This is a genomic window from Bradyrhizobium sp. KZN70725 (assembly GCF_055264925.1).
Genome location: NZ_JBUYWT010000030.1, coordinates 33,529 through 50,993, shown reverse-complemented (window position 1 = coordinate 50,993; position 17,465 = coordinate 33,529). Strand labels below are relative to the sequence as shown.

General features: G+C 61.0%; 14 protein-coding genes and 1 pseudogene. 12 read left to right on the top strand and 3 right to left on the bottom strand.

What is annotated here, in order from left to right:
- Positions 1–160 precede the first annotated feature (160 nt).
- The 3 genes from ACZBJS_RS25680 to ACZBJS_RS25670 are packed head-to-tail and all read left to right on the top strand — an operon-like array spanning position 161 to position 5,380.
- Positions 161–1,774, top strand: coding sequence for a calcium-binding protein (locus ACZBJS_RS25680; protein WP_463439430.1), 1,614 nt, complete (start codon positions 161–163; stop codon positions 1,772–1,774).
- 29 nt (positions 1,775–1,803) lie between these two features.
- Positions 1,804–3,945 (top strand): type I secretion system permease/ATPase, encoded by a 2,142-nt coding sequence (locus tag ACZBJS_RS25675; RefSeq protein WP_463439429.1) that lies wholly within the window; start codon positions 1,804–1,806, stop codon positions 3,943–3,945.
- A complete protein-coding gene (locus ACZBJS_RS25670; protein ID WP_463439428.1) occupies positions 3,932–5,380 on the top strand; it encodes an HlyD family type I secretion periplasmic adaptor subunit in 1,449 nt (482 codons plus the stop codon). Before ACZBJS_RS25675 ends, ACZBJS_RS25670 begins: the two co-directional genes overlap by 14 nt.
- 605 nt (positions 5,381–5,985) lie before the next feature.
- Here ACZBJS_RS25670 and ACZBJS_RS25665 read toward each other — a convergent pair.
- Entirely contained in the window at positions 5,986–6,816 is an 831-nt protein-coding gene (locus tag ACZBJS_RS25665) for a methyltransferase domain-containing protein (protein WP_463439427.1), read from the bottom strand.
- A gap of 352 nt (positions 6,817–7,168) precedes the next feature.
- On the opposite strand from ACZBJS_RS25665, the gene ACZBJS_RS25660 reads away from it, so the two are divergent.
- Both ACZBJS_RS25660 and ACZBJS_RS25655 read left to right on the top strand, forming a co-directional pair.
- Complete coding sequence (locus tag ACZBJS_RS25660) at positions 7,169–8,104, top strand: PAS domain S-box protein (protein ID WP_463439426.1); 936 nt, start codon at positions 7,169–7,171, stop codon at positions 8,102–8,104.
- A gap of 130 nt (positions 8,105–8,234) precedes the next feature.
- A pseudogene (locus ACZBJS_RS25655) lies at positions 8,235–9,585 on the top strand (transposase).
- 94 nt (positions 9,586–9,679) lie between these two features.
- Here ACZBJS_RS25655 and ACZBJS_RS25650 read toward each other — a convergent pair.
- Positions 9,680–10,777, bottom strand: coding sequence for a trypsin-like peptidase domain-containing protein (locus ACZBJS_RS25650; protein WP_076828168.1), 1,098 nt, complete (start codon positions 10,775–10,777; stop codon positions 9,680–9,682).
- Positions 10,778–11,013: 236 nt separating this feature from the next.
- On the opposite strand from ACZBJS_RS25650, the gene groES reads away from it, so the two are divergent.
- From groES to rpoH, 7 genes are all read left to right on the top strand, one after another.
- Positions 11,014–11,328 (top strand): co-chaperone GroES, encoded by a 315-nt coding sequence (gene groES, locus ACZBJS_RS25645; RefSeq protein WP_168856006.1) that lies wholly within the window; start codon positions 11,014–11,016, stop codon positions 11,326–11,328.
- Positions 11,329–11,371: 43 nt separating this feature from the next.
- Positions 11,372–12,994 carry a chaperonin GroEL gene (groL, locus tag ACZBJS_RS25640; RefSeq protein ID WP_463439425.1) on the top strand — a complete coding sequence of 541 codons (1,623 nt, stop codon included), beginning with the start codon at positions 11,372–11,374 and terminating at the stop codon, positions 12,992–12,994.
- Positions 12,995–13,195: 201 nt separating this feature from the next.
- Positions 13,196–13,522, top strand: a complete 327-nt coding sequence (locus ACZBJS_RS25635; RefSeq protein WP_463439424.1) for a hypothetical protein — start codon at positions 13,196–13,198, stop codon at positions 13,520–13,522.
- Between the two features lie 322 nt (positions 13,523–13,844).
- Entirely contained in the window at positions 13,845–14,300 is a 456-nt protein-coding gene (hspD, locus tag ACZBJS_RS25630; RefSeq protein ID WP_456782384.1) for a small heat shock protein HspD, read from the top strand.
- A gap of 70 nt (positions 14,301–14,370) precedes the next feature.
- Entirely contained in the window at positions 14,371–14,691 is a 321-nt protein-coding gene (locus ACZBJS_RS25625) for a hypothetical protein (RefSeq protein WP_141341757.1), read from the top strand.
- Positions 14,692–14,706: 15 nt separating this feature from the next.
- A complete protein-coding gene (locus tag ACZBJS_RS25620; protein ID WP_463439423.1) occupies positions 14,707–15,216 on the top strand; it encodes a hypothetical protein in 510 nt (169 codons plus the stop codon).
- Between the two features lie 78 nt (positions 15,217–15,294).
- A complete protein-coding gene (gene rpoH / locus ACZBJS_RS25615; protein WP_463439422.1) occupies positions 15,295–16,221 on the top strand; it encodes an RNA polymerase sigma factor RpoH in 927 nt (308 codons plus the stop codon).
- Positions 16,222–17,152: 931 nt separating this feature from the next.
- Here the strand turns inward: rpoH and ACZBJS_RS25610 are convergent.
- The gene (locus ACZBJS_RS25610; RefSeq protein ID WP_141341754.1) at positions 17,153–17,440 is read right to left on the bottom strand and encodes a hypothetical protein; all 288 of its coding nucleotides are present in this window, start codon (positions 17,438–17,440) and stop codon (positions 17,153–17,155) included.
- Between the last annotated feature and the right edge of the window lie 25 nt (positions 17,441–17,465).

The window sequence follows — 17,465 nt, the reverse complement described above, 5'->3', positions numbered from 1 at the left end:
GGCTCAGGCGATCACGGCCCGATCACAATAGCACAATCAGGAAATCAGCAGGGCTTCTTCAGGCAAATCACGGCGTTCTCAAGGCCGGCTTCAAGCCTGTCATCCTCTTCGCGGCTAAGCATCGGTCGAGGGGCTCGAAACCTCTAGAAGGATGACGACCATGGCTATCAAAGCTGGCTTTTCTCCGACCACCGGCCTGCTGTCGGTGTTCGACGACAATCTCGACAACTCGATCACCGTGAGTCGCTCCGCGGCCGGAACGATCCTCGTGAATGGCGGCGCGGTCGCGGTCACGGGGGGCACCTCGACGGTCGCGAACACCTCCTTGATCCAGGTGTTCGGCACCGGCGGCAACGACACAATCGCGCTGGACGAGGCCAACGGTGCACTCCCGGCAGCTCAGCTGTTCGGCGGCGCCGGCAACGACGTCATCACCGGCGGCTCCGGCAACGATCGGCTGTTTGGCGGCGCGGGCGACGACACCCTGATCGGCAAGGGCGGCAACGACCTGCTGTTCGGCGGCGGAGGCAGCGACACGCTGGTTGGCGGCGCGGGCGACGACCAGATGTTCGGCGGCGCCGGCAACGATCTCATGGTTTGGAATCCGGGCGATGGCACCGACCTGATGGAAGGTGGCGACGGCATCGACACCGCCCAGGTCAACGGCGGCAACGGCGCCGAAAACTTCATCCTCACCGCCAACGGCTCCCGCGTACGATTCGATCGCATCAGCCCGGCGCCGTTCTCGCTCGATATCGGCACCACCGAGAACATCGTGCTCAACATGAATGGCGGCGACGACGTCTTCACCGCCGGAAACGGCCTTTCCAGCTTGATCAAGCTAACCGTAGACGGCGGTGCGGGCAACGACTCCATCACCGGTGGCGACGGCAACGACACGCTGCTCGGCGGTGACGGCAACGACACCATCATCGGCGGCCGCGGCAACGATCAGCTGTTCGGCGGCGCGGGCGACGACACCTTCGTCTGGAATCCGGGTGACGGCAGCGACAAAGTCGACGGCGGTGACGGCAACGACACCCTGGTGTTCAACGGCGCCAATGTGACCGAGAACATGACCGTCTCGGCCAAGGGCAGCGGCGCCACCCTAACCCGCGACGTCGGCACGGTCTCGATGAACCTCGCCGGCATCGAGACCATCGATGTCAATGCGCTAGCTGGTGCGGACACCATCACCGTCAACGACCTGACCGGCACCAGCGTCAGTCAGGTCAACATCGACCTCGGCGGTAATGACGCGCAGCCGGACACGGTTGTGCTCAATGCGACCAACGGTGACGACGCGATCAATGTCACCGAAAGCAACGGCGTCATCACGGTGACGGGTCTTGCGACGGACGTGACCATCTCCAATGTCGGCGCCGGCGACCGTCTCGTCATCAACGGCCTCGGCGGCGACGATGCGATCTCGGCTTCCGGACTGCGCAACGGCATCCTGCTCACTGCCAATGGCGGCGGCGGCGACGATGTCCTGATCGGCGGGAACGGCAGCGAGATCCTCAGTGGCGGCGCGGACGATGACATTCTGCTCGGCGGCAGCCCGCAGAATGTCCTCGATGGCGGTGCGGGACACAACGTCGTGATCCCGGGCGCGGCGCCAGGCCTCGCGCATACGGCGGCGGCAAGCGCGAGCCTGCTCGGCCAGTTCATGGCGTCGAGCTTCGTCTCGGCGGGAGCGGATCACGGCGCGATGCCCGTCGCCGAGCCGGCGTTGAGCCAGCAGCCGCAGCTCGCTCAGCCGCACGCCGCCTGACGCCGACGGCGTCGTCCTGGAGAACAACCATGAGCATCGAAACCAATGGTGCGAGACCGACCGACCCGGGTCTCGAAATCCTCGTAACGCTGCTGCATCTCCAGGGCGTTGCGGCCGATGCCGGACAGATCGGGCATCGGCTGGGAACGGACAGGATCGGCGCAGCGGATATGCTCCGCTGCGCCAGGGATCTCGGCCTCAAGGCCCGTGCCTACCGAACCGATTGGTCACGGCTCGGCAGCACGCCCTTGCCCGCCATCGCGTCCCTGCGCGATGGCGGATTCCTTCTCCTTGCCAAGGCAGATGCGGACCGGGTGCTGGTGCAGTCGCCGCTTGCGCCTCGGCCAGCATTGATGTCACGGGACGAACTCCTCGCCATCTGGGATGGGCAGCTGATCCTGGTGACCCGACGTGCCGGATTGTCCAACATGGCGCGGCGATTCGACATCAGCTGGTTCGTCGCCGCGATCCAGAAATACCGGCATCTGCTGGGTGAAGTGCTGGTCGCCTCATTCTTCCTGCAACTGCTCGGCCTGGCTTCGCCGCTGTTCTTCCAGGTGGTCATCGACAAGGTGCTGGTGCATCGATCGCTGAGCACGCTCGATGTCCTCGTGCTCGGGCTGGTGACGATCTCGGCTTTCGAGACCGTGCTGGGAATTCTGAGGACCTATTTATTCGCGCACACCACCAACCGCATCGACGTCGAACTCGGCGCACGGCTGTTTCGGCAATTGCTGGCTTTGCCGATGGCCTATTTTCAGGCGCGTCGCGTCGGCGATTCGGTGGCCAGAGTTCGCGAGCTGGAAAACATCCGGAGCTTCCTCACCAGTTCGGCGCTGACGCTGCTCATCGACCTGTTCTTCACCTTCGTCTTCGTCGGCGTGATGTTCTTCTACTCGCCGCTGCTCAGCTGGATCGTGCTGGGCTCGTTCCCATTCTATATCGCGATCTCCGCCGGAGCGACGCCGCTGTTCCGGCAGCGGCTGGACGAGAAATTCCGCCGCGGCGCCGAGAACCAGGCCTTCCTGGTCGAGAGCGTCACCGGGATCGAGACGGTCAAGGCCATGGCGGTCGAGCCGCAGATGCAGCGGCGCTGGGAAGAGCAGCTGGCGGGCTATGTGGCTGCGAGTTTCCGGGTCCTGAGCCTCGGCAACAGTATAAGCCAGACGGTGCAGCTCGTCAGCAAACTCGTCACCGCAAGTATCCTCTACTGTGGCGCAAGGCTCGTGATCGACGGCAGCCTTTCCGTGGGCGAGCTGGTCGCCTTCAATATCCTCGCCGGCAGGGTGAGTACGCCGGTGCTGCGTCTTGCGCAGCTCTGGCAGGATTTCCACCAGGCGCGCCTGTCGATCGCACGGCTCGGTGATATTCTTAACACCGCCGCCGAGCCGACCTATTCGGCGGCGCGGGCGCGGCTGCCGGCGATTCGGGGGGACATCAAGTTCGACCACGTCTCGTTCCGCTATCGCGTGGACGGGCAGGAAGTCCTGCGCGACGTCTCGTTCGAGGTGCCGGCAGGCCAGATCGTCGGCGTTGTCGGACCTTCCGGGTCCGGCAAGAGCACGTTCGCCAAGCTGGTCCAGCGGCTTTACGTTCCGGAACGCGGACGCGTGCTGGTCGACGGAATGGATCTCGCGATGGCCGAGCCCACCTGGCTGCGCCGCCAGATCGGCGTCGTGCTGCAGGAAAACGTGCTGTTCAACCGCTCGGTGCGCGACAACATAGCGCTTGCCGATCCGGCGATGCCGATGGAGCGCGTGATCGCGGCGGCGCGGCTTGCAGGCGCGCATGAATTCATCCTCGAACTCGCAGAAGGCTATGACACCATGGTGGGCGAACGCGGTTCGACTCTATCCGGCGGCCAGCGCCAGCGGATCGCCATTGCGCGGGCCCTCGTCACCGACCCGCGCATCCTAATCTTCGACGAAGCGACCAGCGCGTTGGACTATGAGAGCGAACGAATCATTCAACAGAACATGAAGGATATCGCCAACGGGCGGACCGTGCTGGTGATCGCGCACCGGCTGTCGACCGTGCGGACGGCGGACCGCATCGTGACGCTCGATCGCGGCCGCCTGGTCGAGGATGGCAGCCACGACACATTGATCAAGACCGGCGGCCGCTATGCGTCGCTGCATCGGCTGCAGGGAGGATTCCATGAGGTCGGCTGAACTCGCGGCGCCTAAACCGTCAACGCAACACGTGATCGCGTTCCGCAGTCCGCGAGGGAGGCGCCGCGAAGAGCTGGCGTTTCTCCCCGCCGCGCTTGAAATCGTGGAGACGCCGCCATCGCCGCTCGGTCGCGCGATCGGCAGTACGATCGTCGTCTTGTTCTGCCTGGCTCTGGCTTGGGCCTGGTGGGGCATGATCGATATCGTCGCGTCGGCCACGGGAAAAGTCCTTCCCAGCAGTCGCGTCAAGATCATCCAGCCGTTCGAGACCGCCGTCGTGCGCTCCATTCGGGTACAGGACGGCCAGGTGGTCAGGGCCGGCGATGTCCTGATCGAGCTCGATCCGACCGCGAACGAGGCGGAGCGAGATCATCTGCGCAACGACCTCCTTGCCGAGCGGCTCAATATCGCACGTTTGCGCGCGGCGCTTTCGGAGAATCCAGCGGCCGATTTCATGCCGTCGGCCGGCGTAGATCCGGAGCTGATCAACACGCAGCGTCAGCTGCTGCTCAATCAGGTGACGGAGCATCGCGCCAAGATCGCCGCGCTCGCGCGACAGCAAGCTCAGAAGGAAGCCGAACTGGCCACGACAGGGGCGACGATCCACAAGCTGGAGACCATCATTCCGGTCATTCAATCACGCGTCGATATCCGCAAGATGCTTGTGGAGAAGGAACTGGGCTCGAAGCTGACCTATTTCGAGGTGTTCCAGCTCCTGGTCGAGCAGCAGGAGGAACTCGTGGTTCAGACCAGTCGCTTGCACGAGACGGAAGCGGCCATCGCAGCGATTCGCGAGACGCGCAGCCAAGTGGCAGCGGAGTATCGGCACACGATCTCCGACGACCTCGCCAAGGCCGAACAGAAAGCGAGCGGGCTCACCCAGGACCTGATCAAGGCCGAGCAAAGAACGAAGCTGCAGCAGTTGACGGCGCCGGTGGACGGCGTGGTGCAGCAGCTTGCGGTTCACACCGTTGGCGGCGTAGTGACGCCGGCGCAGCAGCTGCTTGTGGTGGTGCCGAGCGAGAGCCGGCTCGAGATCGAGGCCATGGTGTCGAACGGCGATATCGGCTTCATCCATGCCGGACAACAAGCCGAAATCAAGGTCGATACTTTCAATTTCACCCGCTACGGCCTGTTGCATGGCGAGGTGCTGTCGGTGTCACAGGACGCCGTGATCCGCGACCGCCCGCAGGATCGCGCCGGCGATCGGGCGCTGGGTACGGCACGCGAGAGCAGCGAGCCGAAAGGCCAGGAACTGAACTACAGCGCGCGAATCTCGCTCGATTCTGCCCAAATGCAGATCGACGACAGAATGGTCAATCTGTCGCCCGGCATGGCCGTCACGGTGGAGATCAAGACGGGATCGCGGACCATCCTGAGCTATCTGTTGTCGCCGCTCCGCCGCTATCGGCAGGAAACTTTGCGGGAGCGCTAGTAGGCAGGGCAATGTTCGCACTGATTTCGGCAAGGCCGTTCAAACGCTGGAATAGCTCGATCTGGTGTTGTCGGCGGCGCTGTTTGGCTAGACCAACCGGCTGATGCACGCGCTCGGCGAACCGCGGGCGTGACGACGGCCTGCTGGAGCATGATGAGGTCGGGTTGAATCGGTCTCTCGACCGCCGCGCTGCACTCCTTGCGAGCGGGAGCCCACCGACTTCGCTATGACCATTCAACCTGATCGCATCGCGCTCTACGCACGCACTCATAAATCCGGGATGTCCGCCCTTGAGGCAGAGCAAACTCGCAGCCCTGACCGAATGGGCTCGCTTTGTGGCCCTGGCCGTGTGAAAACGTCGATGCTTTTCTAAGATTCCCTGGTCATTGTGTGGGGGGAAGCTGATGAGGCGCTTCGTGAAGCAGGCGGATCGTGGGCAGTGCACGCTACCGACCTTTCTTAGAATGCCCCAATGTCCGCAGCCGGGAGGGAAGCCGACCAAAGTCGAGCGGGGCGTCGTGGTCGGCTTTTGACCATCCCGGACGTCGGCCCCAACCCGCAAGCGCCAGCGAAACCTTCATTTGAACATCGGCTATGTCCGACCACTATGCTCCCTTCACCGCACTGGCGAGGTGTGCCTTTATCGGAAACTTTAACCCATCATCGGCGACATGAGACGTCAGCGCGTCTTCTACCTCGCTGACCAAGACCCTACGGGTTTCATCCGAGACTTTGGCCACATGGCCTGAGAGCGGCGATCCGCGCACATAGTCCTGCACGAACCGCGAAACTGACGGAAAACGAACGGCTCCTGCAGCCGACTCAATCGTTATGTCGCTGAAACCTTCCGCAGCCACAAGCGCGCGTAGCTGTTTGGCATCGGCGAGCGCAAAAGGAGCGCGCATTATGCTCGCCGCCTCAGTGCTGACGTGCCGCGAAAGCGCACCGGCTAAGGCGCTGAACCCAGGACTGTATTGGATGTCCTGCCACACCATAAAGCCGAGGCGGCCGCCAGGTACCAGCACGCGATACATCTCGCGCAGTGCGGCGGGTCGATCTGGAAAGAACTGGAGTCCCAATTGGCAGTACACGACATCGAATGTCCCCGCAGGCAGAGGCATGTTCGTCGCGCTGGCCTCTTGCCACGTGATCGGTGCGCTTGTGGTCGGGCGGGCAGCTGCGATTGAGGCGGCGACCGCCAGCATACCGGGATTCAGGTCGAGACCGGTCACGCTCCCGGCGGGGCCTACTCGCTGCGCGGCGAGCCGCGCCACCACGCCGGTACCGCATGCGACGTCCAATACGCGCTCACCTGCTCGCGGGTCTGCGAGTGCAACTACGAGCGGTGCCCAAGGTGCGAAGACAGCCGGAACAAGGGCGTCCTCGTATGTCTCAGCGGCATTTCCAGCTACTTGCCATTGTCCTTGGTCAACCATGGCCTATCCTTGATAGCCACGTCCCCCGCTCGCTTCCGTGTGAAGCTAGCACATCGAGGGGGGCAGCAGTCGCGGCCCTTTAGCGCACGTGAACATCGCAAAGTGCTCGATCTGAGGCGTGTACTCATAAACGTTGGCTTGCGGTCATAAAGCGGAAGTCGCCCGGTCTGACCGCCAAGGGCGGCTTTTGACCCAGCGGAAACGTCGCAGCTCTTTGCGTTTGGTGTTATGATTGGGCCCAACGGCGGTGCAGCATCTGGGTTTCGGGGAGCGGCCATTGGGGCCTAAAAACGAGTCGGGATTTCAACTCAAGCCGTTGGCCAGCGAGCGGGCTCTGGAGCGCGCTGAGCGATTGGCCAATCTTCTGGCCTCCATCGTCGAGTCCAGCGACGATGGAATTGTGAGCAAGAATCTAGACGGCATTATTACGAGTTGGAACAAGGCGGCCGAGCGCATTTTCGGTTACTCGGCCACGGAGGCTATTGGTCAGCCCATTACACTCGTGATTCCGCAAGACCGGCTCAGCGAAGAACGGGAGATTTTAACCCGCATCCGACGAGGTGAGCGCATCGACCATTTCGAGACTGTCCGGCGACGTCGGGATGGTAGCTCAATCATCGTTTCGCTAACTGTTTCTCCTGTCAAAGACGCCCACGGCAACATCGTCGGCGCATCAAAAATTGCTAGAGATATTACCCAGCAGAAGCGAACTCAGGAGCAGATTAGCATTCTGGCTCGCGAGGCGGAGCATCGAAGCAAGAACATCCTTTCTAACGTACAGGCAATTATCAACCTTTCTCAGTCCGACACCTCCGAGGGCCTCAAGGAAGTGATCAGCGGGCGCATCCAAGCGATGGCAAATGTTCACTCGCTGTTTGTTGAAACGCGGTGGATAGGAGCCGAAGTCTCGGCGATCGCCAAGCAGGAGTTTGCCCCTTACCTCGAAGAGAGTCACCAGAAGCGGATTGTGATGGAGGGGCTGCAGACGGTGTTAGAACCCATCGCTGCGCAGGCGATTGCTGTTGTCCTGCATGAGTTAGCAACCAATGCTATCAAGTATGGAGCGCTATCCAACACAAGAGGCCGGATAGAATTGGCCTGGTCGCGCGCCGAGGATGGACAGCTGGTGCTGCGCTGGACCGAACTGGGCGGACCGAGGGTAAAGGCGCCCCGACGCAAGGGATTTGGTAGTCGGCTCATCGAAGGGACGATCAATCCACTTGGCGGGAAGGTGCTCTTTGACTGGCGCGCGGAAGGGCTGGTTTGCGAAATCGCCGTTCCGACGTGAGATGCCAATCGAGCTTCGCTGCTCTCGCCGCTACAACTTTTGCTTATGGCCGATTCTGTTGAAAATGGCGGTCTGTTGCGACGCAGAGATATCGGTGATTCAGTCTGTCTAGTTGGCAGGACTGAAGATCATGACGGGGCCTCGGCAAGTCGAACAGGCCGCGTTGTTCTATGAGTTCTCGCTCGAAAGACAAATCCCGACTGATCACTTGCTGCGGTTGATTGACAGGTTTGTCGATCTTGAACAGGTCCGGCTGGACCTGGGGACCTGGCGCCTTTCTACAGCAGCATCGGTCGGCCTTCGATCGATCCCGAGCTGATGATCCGGTTGCTCCTGATCGGTTACCGCTTCGGTATCCGATCGGAGCGGCGTCTGTGCGATAAGTTCACCTCAATTTGGCCTACCGGCGGTTTTGCCGGCTCGGTCTGGATGGGGCGGTGCCGGATCATTCGACATTCTCCAAGAACAGGCATGGGCGCTTCGGGCAGAGCGACCTCTTCCGTCGCGTGTTCGAGAGCGTGCTGCGCCGCTGCATCGATGAACGACTGGTCGGCGGCGAAGGATCTGCAGTCGATGCGAGCCTAATCAAGGCCGATGCAAATCGGCAGAAGGGGATCGAAGGCGATAAGGGACTTCTGCCGGATGCTGCCGGTCGAGCAATCGATGAGCGTCTGGCTATGCCGCTTTCGGAGCCGCGACCGAGGTCACCCCGAAGTTCATATCGCTCTCCGATCCGGCGGCGCGCTGGACGGGGCGCACGGCGGCCAAGCGTTTTTCGCCTATTCGACGAACTACCTGGTCGACATCGAGAACGCGATCATCGTCGATGTTGAGGCAACGACGGCAATCCGGCAGGCGGAGGTATTGACCGCTAAGCGCATGATTGAGCGCTCGCTGGAGCGCTTTGATCTCTATCCGAGCCGGCTCCTCGGCGACAGCGGCTATGGCTCGGCCGAGATGCTCGCCTGGCTAGTCTATGAGCACGGCATCGAGCCGCACGTTACAGTCTTCGACAAGTCGGCCCCGCACAGACGGGATCTTCTCGCGCGACGACTTCACCTATGACCATGCTGGGGACATCTATCGTTGCCCTGGTGGCAAAGTTCTTACCACGACGGGAACGTTGGTGAATGATGGTGCCACCATGCTTTACCTCGCCAGCAAGCGCGATTGTGATCGATGCGCATTGAAGGCTCGGCGTTGCCCCAAGCAGGCTTCACGGAGAGTGCCGCGCTCAATCTATGAGGGCGCTCGCGACATGGCGCGCCAGATCGCGAGATCGTGGGAGGGAGGCACCTCGCGCCGGCTCCGCAAGAAAATCGAGACGTTGTTCGCGCACCTCAAGCGCATTCTCAAGCTCGACCGTTTGCGTTTGCGAGGTCCAAACGGCGCGCGCGACGAGTTCATCCTCGCAGCCACCGCCCACAAACCTTCGAAAGATGGCCAAGCTGATCCCGATGCCCACCCGGAGGCTCGCATAGGGTCGGTAGAGCAGTTCGGCCACGTCGCGGCGGAGCTACTAAAACGAAATACTGCCAGCCTTTTTCAACGGAATCGACCATATGCAGACATTCGTCACCCCGGCCCGCGCCCTCTCGGCTTGGGCTCGGCCAACGGTGCGACCTCGACCGTGGCGCTCTCTGTGGCGCGCTCTCGCTCAATAGTCAGCCGCACTTGCTGACCGACCGCGGTCAGCCCGATGAGGTTGCGCATTTGCGTGGCGCTGCGGATCGGGATTTCGTTGGCCTTCAGAATGATGTCGCCGCGGCGAAGGCCCGCGCGCTCTGCGGGCGAGCCGGGGCTAACCTCCTTGACACGGGCACCCTGCGTCACACCCGCAGCGGGCGCCTCGAGATCCTCCAGCGCAACGCCGATGCGGCCACGCTCGACCCGCCCTGTCTGCGCGAGCTGCTCCATCACCTTGCGGGCCATGTTGATGGGTACCGCAAAGCCAATTCCCACATTGCCGCCTCCCGGAGAGATGATCGCCGTGTTGATGCCAACGAGTTCGCCGCGCAGATTGATCAAGCCGCCACCGGAGTTGCCGGGGTTGATCGCAGCATCAGTCTGGATGAAATCTTCATAGCCGTGCTTACCAAGGCCGGTGCGCCCGAGCGCGCTGACAAGGCCTGACGTGACGGTCTGGCCCAGGCCGAAGGGATTGCCCACCGCAATGACGAAGTCGCCGACCTGAAGCGCGTCGCTGTCGCCCAGCGCGATGGCTTTCAACCCGACGGGCCCCTTGACCTGTAGTAGCGCGATATCGGTCGGCGCATCGCGGCCGACCACGCGACCGGCAAACTTTCGGCCATCCTTGGTTCTGATTTGCACCGCGGTCGCGTTGGCAACAACGTGGTTTGCCGTCAATACATAGCCGCGCTGGGCGTCGACAATCACGCCCGATCCGGTGGCGTTGATTTCCTTCTCCAGCTGCTTCGGAACGTCGAAGAACTCCCGGAAAAACGGATCCTGGTACAGCGGATTGTCCTCGCGCACGCGTCCCTGCACCGAGATGTTGACGACGCTCGGCGTCACCTCCTTGACCAACGGCGCAAGGGTTGGCACGCGGCCGGTGTTAACGTCTGGAATTTGGGCGAGAACTGGCGGTCCGGAAAGGGTTAATGCCAGCGTCGAGCCGAGCCCGAGTCGCGCAAGCCCGCGCAAGTATCGCATCATTTCTCTCCGGTAGCACACGCGTTTATCGCCCCGTCCTCCGGGGCGGTGGCGGCGATTAACTGGTTGGCTCAAGTCGACTGTTCAAGAGCCCTCAGTGCATCGTTCGGATGAGCCGCCAAAATTTTCGTAGAAGCTCTTGAACGGATTTTGTCCGTTACCTAAGTCGCTTCCGCCCGGGGGCCGGTTTCCGGACCCGGATTTTTGACATCGCTGACCTAATCAGGAGGATGTGCATGCATTTCCGTCCATTGCACGACCGCGTGCTCGTGCGCCGCATTGATGCCGAAGAAAAGACCGCTGGCGGCATCATCATTCCCGACACCGCAAAGGAGAAACCGCAGGAAGGCGAAATCGTCGCCGCGGGCCCTGGCGGTCGGAATGAGCAAGGACAATTGGTGCCGCTCGACGTTGGTCCCGGCGACCGCGTGCTTTTCGGTAAGTGGTCCGGCACCGAAGTGAAAATCGAGGGCCAGGACTACCTCATCATGAAGGAAAGCGATCTTCTGGGCGTGGTCGACAAAGCCGGCTCGCTCAAGAAGGCCGCTTGAGCAAGCTGGAAGCTGACAGTCATTCGAGAAAGGAGCAGATAATATGGCTGCCAAAGACGTGAAATTCTCAACTGAGGCCCGCGAGCGGATGCTGCGCGGCGTCGATACGCTCGCCAATGCGGTCAAGGTGACGCTTGGTCCCAAGGGACGCAACGTCGTCATCGAAAAATCCTTCGGCGCCCCGCGCATCACCAAGGATGGCGTCACTGTTGCCAAGGAAATCGAGCTCGAAGACAAGTTCGAGAACATGGGCGCACAGATGGTGCGCGAAGTCGCCTCGAAGACAAACGATCTCGCCGGTGACGGTACCACGACGGCGACCGTGCTAGCCCAAGCCATCGTCAAGGAAGGCGCAAAATCGGTCGCCGCCGGCATGAACCCGATGGACCTCAAGCGCGGTATCGATCTAGCGGTTGAAGTCATCGTCAAGGACCTGCAGGTGCATGCCAAGAAGGTCACCTCCAACGAGGAAATCGCGCAGATCGGCACCATTTCCGCCAACGGCGACACCGAGATCGGCCGTTTCCTTGCCGATGCCATGCAGAAGGTCGGCAATGAGGGCGTGATCACCGTCGAGGAAGCCAAGAGCCTCGATACCGAGCTCGAAGTGGTCGAAGGCATGCAGTTCGATCGCGGTTATGTCTCGCCATACTTCGTGACCAACGCAGAGAAGATGCGGGTCGAGCTCGAGGATCCCTACATCTTGATCCACGAGAAAAAGCTCTCCGGGCTCCAGACCATGCTGCCGCTGCTGGAGGCGGTGGTGCAGTCGGGCAAGCCACTGCTCATCGTCGCCGAGGACGTCGAGGGCGAAGCACTCGCGACTCTTGTCGTCAATCGGCTCCGCGGTGGCTTGAAAGTGGCAGCCGTCAAGGCGCCCGGGTTCGGCGAGCGCCGCAAGGCCATGCTCGAGGACATTGCGATCCTCAGCGGCGGAACGGCGATATCGGAGGATCTCGGAATCAAGCTCGAGAACGTAACCCTCAACATGCTCGGGCGCGCCAAGAAGGTCGTCATCGACAAGGAGAACACGACCATCGTCAACGGCGCAGGCGCCAAGAAGGACATCGAGGCCCGCGTCACCCAGATCAAGGCGCAGATCGAGGAGACTACCTCCGACTACGATCGCGAGAAGCTCCAGGAGCGTTTGGCGAAACTCGCTGGCGGCGTCGCCGTGATCCGCGTCGGCGGTGCCACCGAGGTCGAAGTCAAGGAGAAAAAGGATCGCGTCGACGATGCAATGCACGCAACGCGCGCCGCGGTCGAGGAGGGTATCCTGCCCGGAGGCGGCGTGGCGCTCCTGCGCGCGTTGAAGGCGCTCGATGGTCTCAAAGCTTCTAATGCAGATCAGAAGGCCGGCATCGATATCGTGCGTCGCGCCATCCAGGTTCCTGCCCGGCAGATCGTCCAGAACGCCGGTGAAGACGGCTCGCTCGTCGTCGGCAAGCTGCTCGAGAACGCCGACTACAATTGGGGCTTCAACGCAGCCACGGGAGAGTACCAGGACATGGTCAAAGCGGGCGTGATCGATCCTGCCAAGGTCGTCCGCACCGCGCTGCAGGACGCGGCCTCAGTCGCCGCCTTGCTCATCACGACGGAGGCCCTGGTTGCCGACAAGCCGAAGAAGGCGGAGACGGCGCCTGCCGCGCCGTCCATGGATTTCTGATCAACTCCGAGCCCGGCCAGCGACGGCCGGGCTCATTCCACCCACCACGAGAAAGCAACGGTAGCACCAAGGAGCTTCAGATGAGCAGACGCATGCAATCTCCATCACCCAACGGCGGGGCGGCTGTAATGCATTGGCTCATGTTCGCCCTCAGCCTTCTCACCATCGCTTGGATCGGCTTGCCGAAATTAGGAGGATGAGATGACAAGAAATGATACTCTTTCCGCTCGTGCTGAGACTTCAGACCGCCGGGCCCGAATGATGATTGCGGGCGCGTTCGCTTATGCGGCAATGCTGCTCCCGGCGGGTGCCTGGAGCCTGGACGGTCCCTCAAAGCAGACCCCTGAGCGCGCGAACCACCTTCTGCCGCTTCCGCCCATCCCCTATCTGGATTCGATGCAGTGGATGAGCTGGAAACCGAGCCCGCCGCTGTTCAAGATGGACACGCTGCTGTTGCCAGACAGCAATGAACCCAACGTCCTTCGTCTTCCGTCCGACCTGGAAGGGACTGCACCCCAAGTGAGCTAATGCTCCACGCGCGGCCCGTCTATGGGTCACGCAGCTTCCCTGGCGCTCGAGGACGGCGTACCTGCGCCTCAACCGCGCTGTCCGAATTGCGGACCCGGGTGCATAACTCGCTTGTTAACGAAACGGACGTCAGGTCAGGTTACTGGGGACCAAAAGCCCTAAAAAATTTTTGGCCCCCTCTTGAAACCAAAAACGACTTTGCTAATTCTTTTGTCGCCACCGAAGGGTGGTGTCCGGGCGCCTCAGGGGTCCGGCCGTTGAGACGGGCACCGGTCGTGTCCGGTGCCGCTCGTAACCATCTTGCTCTTTGGAGGATTTGGCTATGCGCACTTATGATTTCTCGCCCCTTTGGCGTTCGACCATTGGCTTCGACCGCCTTTTTGACCTCGCCGAAATGGCCCAGCGGGCCGGCGAGGACAACTATCCGCCCTACAATATCGAACGGCTGTCTGAGGACCGCTACCAGATTTCGTTGGCGGTTGCAGGTTTTGCGCCCAACGAGATCGCGATCACGGCCGAACAGAACGTGATCACCATTGAGGGCAGCAAGTCGGAGAAGGCTGAGCGCGATTATCTCTATCGCGGCATCTCCACCCGCAGCTTCAAGCGGCAGTTCAACCTGGCGGATTACGTTCAGGTCAAGAGCGCCGCATTCGACAACGGCTTACTCAAGATCGAGCTGGTCCGGGAAATTCCGGAAGCCATGAAGCCGCGCCGTATCGCAATCAACGGCGTATCGGCCGACAATGTCCAGAAATTGGAAGCCAAGGCAGCCTAAGCAGGCTCCGACCGGCGCCGCGCGAGGCTTCGCGCGGCTGCCGCTCGTCGTCAATGCAAAGGAGGATACCATGCGGCCGACGACCGCTGACGACAACGTGTTTGACTTCAACGCGCTCCTGCATCCCGGCACCGCTTTCGAACATCCCAGGGATGTCGTGTGCCACGCCGGCCTGACGACGGCCGAGAAGCGGGCAATTCTGGCATCCTGGGCGTCCGACGCATCGGCGATAACATCATGCCCGTCGCTCCGCTCGCCCGCCGGACTGAAGAAGCCCGTATCGATCGACGAAATCCTCGAGGCCCTGTGCGAACTCGACGGCGGACCCCGGAATCCTCCGGGTGGAAAGCCTTGTCGGTTGCGCTCAACCGAGCGTGCCTTGGCCGCCTGAGCCGGAAGGGGACGAATGATGATCGAGGGAAATCTTGAACGCCTGCGTGCCCATTGCGCCAATATTCGGCGCTACCGCAGGCTCCTCGAGACGCGGCTGTCGGACCTGGAGCGAGCGTATATCGCACGCCGGATGAGCGAAGAGCAGCGTTCCGTGGAGGCTCTTTTGCACGAGACGTTTCCCGATCGCCTCTCGCTGCAGACGGATCGCCGACGAACAACGAACCTGGAGATGGCCGGGCTGCTGCATCCAGCCCAGGCGTTCGCTCATCCAATGGACGTTGTCGAAGATTTCGACCTCACATCGTACGAGAAACGGGCCATTCTATCGCTTTGGGCCGCGGATGCTTGCGCCGTGAAAGACGATCCAGAATTGAACCAGACAATCGATGGAGCCGTGAGCTTCGACGACATCGTGGATGCCCTGTGCCTTCTGGAGTCCGATTCGGATCGAAGGACCGATGGTTCCAACCGAAAAGGCCGACGTTTTGGCAGCCATGAGGCGGACGATAGTCCCGCCCTGTAGACCGATGCTTTTGTTGCTCTGCCGCGACTCTGACGAGCGCGGCAGAGGCGGGAATTTGTTGAGCGCTGCGAGGGGGAAATGTCTCAAACTGTTTCTCAGAAATTGCCGTCGCTCGGCACCGGGCTGACGAAGTATTTAACGGAAATTAGACAATTTCCGATTCTCACTCAGGAGGAAGAGACCACCCTTGGTCGGCGATGGCGAAACCACGGCGATCGTGAAGCGGCTTATCGCCTGGTGACAAGCCACCTGCGTCTCGTTGCGAAAATCGCCATGCGATATCGAGGTTATGGCCTACCCATTGCCGATATCATTTCCGAGGGCAATGTCGGCCTGATGCAGGCCGTGCGGCGATTCGATCCGGAGCGGGGCATCCGCCTTTCCACCTATGCCATGTGGTGGATCAAGGCAACGATCCAGGATTTTGTTCTTCGCTCCTGGTCGCTGGTGAAGATCACGGCGGACGCTGCCCAGAAGAAGTTATTCTTCAAGCTGAGGCAATCGAAGAGTGCGATCGCCGCCTTGGAGGACGGGGATCTGAGGCCAGAACAGGTCAAGACGATCGCCACTCACCTCAAGGTACCCGAACGTGAAGTCGTGAATATGGACCGTCGCCTGCGTGGCGACCTGTCCCTGAATTTACGACACAACGATGCCGGCGACGTCGGCGATGCCCTCGAACGACTGGTAGATCCGTCGCCTACTCATGACGTGACGCTGGCCGAGCACCAGGAACTGGCTCAACGGCGCCAAGCATTGACAGCAGCCATTGAGAAGCTAAGCCCCCGTGAAAGGCATATCTTCACAGCACGCTATTTGAGTGAAGATCCCCCGAAGCTCGAAGCGCTCGCCTTGGAGTACGAAATATCGCGCGAGCGTGTCCGCCAAATCGAGCAACGGTCATTTGAAAAGGTACAGTCCGCGATTCTGGCAGGAGGAGCCTGTCTGAAAAGTCCAGACAACATTCGAAGGAACGGTAAGCACACTTTCGGCTCAGGCGCTTGACTGTACGATGCTAACGCCATTCATTCTTTGTCTGATGGCGCGAACAGCATGGCCGCGGCAGGAGCCAACTGCGCGGCACGACATATCTCCGCATTTGAAACTGCTCGCCTGCGTTCAACGTCATTAACTACAAAGGCATCAGAAGACGCGTGTGCTGACGCCAGCTCGTTCGCCGAAGACACGGAGATTCGCGACGCCGCCTGAAGCGCTCCCACGCATTTCAAAAATAGGGATTCGGGGCGCACCGTGGTGGGGCTCCCTCTTCTAGGTGCTTGGTAAGCGCCCGACGCAGAAATTTCTGCATCGAATCCAGAATTTTTCTTAGACCCCTCTTGAAGCCAAACTCGTTTTTTCTAACCAAGGTCCCAGCCGTGGCCCGTGGTCCCGCCTGATAGACGCCGATAGTGTGAGAAACAGCGGTACTGACAAAGGTCATGCCGGACGCAGCAACAATGCTCAGTCGTCGCTCGGAAAATCCAACTCATCCCTCAAGCAGAGAGAGCATGAGCAGTGCTCTGAAGCCGTAGATTGCTAAATCGTTTGGATCATACCAAGCCGTTCCCGCAAACCGGCGCAAACTACGCGGTCCCTGATATTCGGAGTTGGCGGAGAAGCATCAGGGACTTGCGCTCCGCGCTGGCGTATTCCCTAAGTCGTGAATAGCGGAAATGGTCGAGCCCGACACCACTGTTGGTCGGCTGCGCTCCGCGGCAACATTAGCTTTGAGATGGGATATGATCGGTGGGCGAAGTCGTGCGCCCCAATGCGCTGTAATATTCCTGCTGAAAATTAGAAAAAAGCGGCCCGGCCTTGGGGTAGCTCTGGGGTGGGCCGGGCCGTCAGGACATGCCGAAGTGTGAGTTTCCGGCCGCGCCATGAGCGGTTCCGATTCGGGCAGCAAGAGGGCGCGCAATTCGATGTCGAGGGGCGATCATTTTGCCAATTCTGCCAGATTTAGTATTTCGGCGACGATTTTACGCCGCTCCGATGTGTCGTTTGATCGATTGAACTTATCTTCCAACACTTGGAAGGTTGTTCTGATCAGCGTGTCATCGAGCACGACCGGCAATTTATCCACGGCATCAAATCCGGCAGCAGCTGCCTCCTCAAACCCAGCCACGAATGCCTTCTTAAAGGCCTCGCGATCGTGCAGAAGATGCACGATCTTCGGCTCAATGGACGCGCTGAAGGCATGTCCGAAAACAAGAAACATACTCATGCCGCCACCGCCGTTTCAGCCTCGA